Origin of the sequence: Synechococcus lacustris str. Tous (genome assembly GCF_003011125.1) — a bacterium.
GTDB lineage: Bacteria > Cyanobacteriota > Cyanobacteriia > PCC-6307 > Cyanobiaceae > Synechococcus_D > Synechococcus_D lacustris.
The window spans coordinates 1-2,734 of sequence record NZ_PXVC01000135.1 but is presented as its reverse complement, the minus strand read 5'-3'; the positions used below and the strand labels follow the sequence as shown (position 1 = coordinate 2,734).

Sequence of the window (2,734 nt, the reverse complement as noted above, 5' to 3'; positions counted from 1 at the left end):
CCCTGCAACTCCAAGGCGGTAAGCGGCGTCGATGGTGGAGTTGCAGGTGTTGCGATAGAGCTGGATGTCAACGTGGTCGCAGAGTTGTGCTGTTTGCCAGCTGAATTGGCCGGGTTGAAAGGAACACCACAACTGCCGATCTCTTAATTTTGCTCGCAGGCTGGTGATCTCTACAGGAGGCTTTGCAAAGAAGTGATCATCGATCTGCAATGCCTTGTAGCCCGAAATCTTGCTTATTCTCTTCAAATTGCTAGCTGTGGGGCGCTGAATCCAGGCCACAGGCTTCAGCTTTAACCGGTTGGCGCGCCAGGCGATCCAGCGCAACAGCGGATCAGGCAGGCTATCGGCGTGCACCATCACCACGGCAGCACCTTTCTGCTTCATCTCTTCGAGTTCCTTATCCAGCCGGAAGAGCCCTATGAATAGGAGGGCGTTGTATTGATCAAGCCAGTAGCCATCAGCCGCTGCGGCGGCGCTTGGCAATAGAACCGAAATTGCAGCAGCTGTGGCTGCGATTGTTCTACGAATCAATGCCATGGGTAGGTCTCTAGTACACGGTGCAGCGCAGCAAGCATGGTGGCTAGATCAACAGGAGTAACAGACTGTTGCCGCTCAGGAGCTGATGGATGACCCATCCAGTTGCCAAAGACCCGCACCTGGTGCAGGCAGCTCACAATCCAAGGATCCAATTCACGGCGCTGCAGCGCCTGCAGCCCCTGATAAAGCCCCCCTTTTCGCCAACCAAGGCGATGGCGCACCAACCGTTCAACAAGTCGGCGGCTGTGCATGCCTAGAGCTACGGGGTTGACCTGATCAATGGCTAGCAAATAGCTGAGTTCACTTAGATCTACTTCCGCTGCAAGCAAAGGATGCAGCCTCCCGAAACCGCGCAGCAACCCCAGCAGCTCAATACGTAGTTTATCGAGATCCCCCAGTGGAACGACATCACGGGCACCAGGGCTGCGACCCAGCTCTAAATCGATTTGTTCCGCCAGCAGATCCAATGGCTCGCGCCGGCGATCAAAGACGATCAAGCGCTCGAGATCTGGCACATGCCTGAATCCATTGCGACAACAGCTCAACAGATCTGGGAATAGTCGCTCCGGTGCAACGGCCTGGTTTCCGGCACTTAACAGTGGCGTGGCCACAACCGGGCAGTGGATGCCTTGCAAAGGCAAAACTGCAAGAAGGCTAAATAGCTGCCGGAAGACCGGCCAGGGACTATCTGATCCATCCGCCAGGTCTGCTGGGCTTTCCACCACAGCGATCCGCTTAAAGCGGGTCGTTGATTCCTGCTGCAATTTCGAGGTGGGGCGCAGTTCATCCAGAGGCGGGCTGACCCAGGCGCCGATGCTTCCTTTGCTGAGGTCGAGAGCTTTTGGCAGAACGCCCACACATATCCCAAACTGCTGCTCCAGTGAATGGATCAACGTGCCAGCTAGCGGTTCATAGTTGTTTTGGCGTGCTGAGACCACAAGCAGATCAGCGCGCAGGCCTAGATCGATAAGCTCGCCAGCCTGCAGCTCGAGTGTGCGCTCGTCTACACCTGGATCCACATCAAAAGCGTTGAGAAGCATCCATCGACCCCACCGCAACCATCCTTACCGCTGCTCTAGCTGCGGTAAAGGCCAGCTGTAATAAAAGCAATGGACGGCGATCTTGCAATTACTTAATTCACTTAACAAGCCACTATTAACGGGTAATGCTTCTCCTTGATCAATGTGACTTGGCGCAACCAACGGGAGAGGCTGCTTGGATGCAGGCCAAGGCGTTGGGCTGCCTTAGCGCAAGAAAGTTTTTCCTTTAAGCAGAAATTAATAGCCTCAGCTTTTTGTGCATCGTTGTAGCGGCGTGGCTTAAATGGGGTATTCATTGTGTTCATTGATTTTCTTGGGTTAATTGTAAAAGCAACTCTTTAACCACTGACCTTGAAAACGGGCGAGGCTCATGGATAACTTCTCCGTAATTTGAGCTGGGAAAGCTGCATCTGCCTTACATATGGCGGTGTTGGTTGATCTAAATTCTGACCAGAATCCCTATGAGCGGGTACTGGAGGCAAACATCAACCATGAATGCCATCAACTGCTGATTAACTACGAAATTGCTGCATAAMACCMATGGCTGAACWWCTGCCRGCKGCCCCCGAATCCCGCGAGATYCGSGTSTTCCTCTCCAGCACCTTTCGMGACTTCAACGARGARCGCARGCTGCTGGCCACCCAAGTGATTTAATTAAAAAGACGTCATCTTTACTGGCACTGGGGGACATCGAGGTGAGCGTGAATGCTGGTGGTGTATTCGTCTTTTCAATGCCGAATTGATGGTCTTCGGCTATGCCGATGGACCATGGGAGAGTAGTTAGGAGCGATCTGCAGGCCACGATGTCGAAAGTAATCACCAGCCTGATCGGTGCCGGCATTCTTGGTGCAGGCGGCTACCTCTACGCCACCCCCTGGATCAGCATCAACCAGTTCCGGGAGGCGATCCAAGCGAAGGATATGCCTGGCATCGAGCGGCACGTCGATTTTCCCAGCCTGCGCACCTCGCTCAAGGATCAGCTCAAGGCCAAGCTGTCGGAGGAGATCACGCGCCAATCCGGCGACAACCCGCTGGTCAACTTCGGCATGGGTGCCTTCGGCTATGCGCTGGCCGAACCAATGATCAATGCCGCTGTGGACGCGTACATCTCGCCGGCCGGGCTGAAGACGCTGATGGCCGGCAGCCCGCCGGAGGGG

4 protein-coding genes are annotated in these 2,734 nt (G+C 54.6%); 1 reads left to right on the top strand and 3 read right to left on the bottom strand.

Annotation, left to right across the window (positions count from 1 at the left end; genetic code table 11):
• The 3 genes from C7K08_RS13355 to C7K08_RS13345 all read right to left on the bottom strand — a co-directional run.
• Positions 1-537 (bottom strand): hypothetical protein (locus tag C7K08_RS13355; RefSeq protein ID WP_106501040.1); only part of this gene is annotated, 537 nt, incomplete at its 3' end.
• A complete protein-coding gene (locus tag C7K08_RS13350) occupies positions 528-1,577 on the bottom strand; it encodes a DUF4145 domain-containing protein (RefSeq protein ID WP_106501039.1) in 1,050 nt (349 codons plus the stop codon). The genes C7K08_RS13350 and C7K08_RS13355, both read right to left, overlap by 10 nt.
• A 101-nt stretch (positions 1,578-1,678) precedes the next feature.
• The gene (locus tag C7K08_RS13345) at positions 1,679-1,882 is read right to left on the bottom strand and encodes a transposase (protein ID WP_106501038.1); all 204 of its coding nucleotides are present in this window, start codon (positions 1,880-1,882) and stop codon (positions 1,679-1,681) included.
• 498 nt (positions 1,883-2,380) lie between these two features.
• On the opposite strand from C7K08_RS13345, the gene C7K08_RS13340 reads away from it, so the two are divergent.
• Positions 2,381-2,734: DUF2939 domain-containing protein (locus C7K08_RS13340; RefSeq protein ID WP_161955934.1), on the top strand; the 354-nt coding region annotated here is incomplete at its 3' end.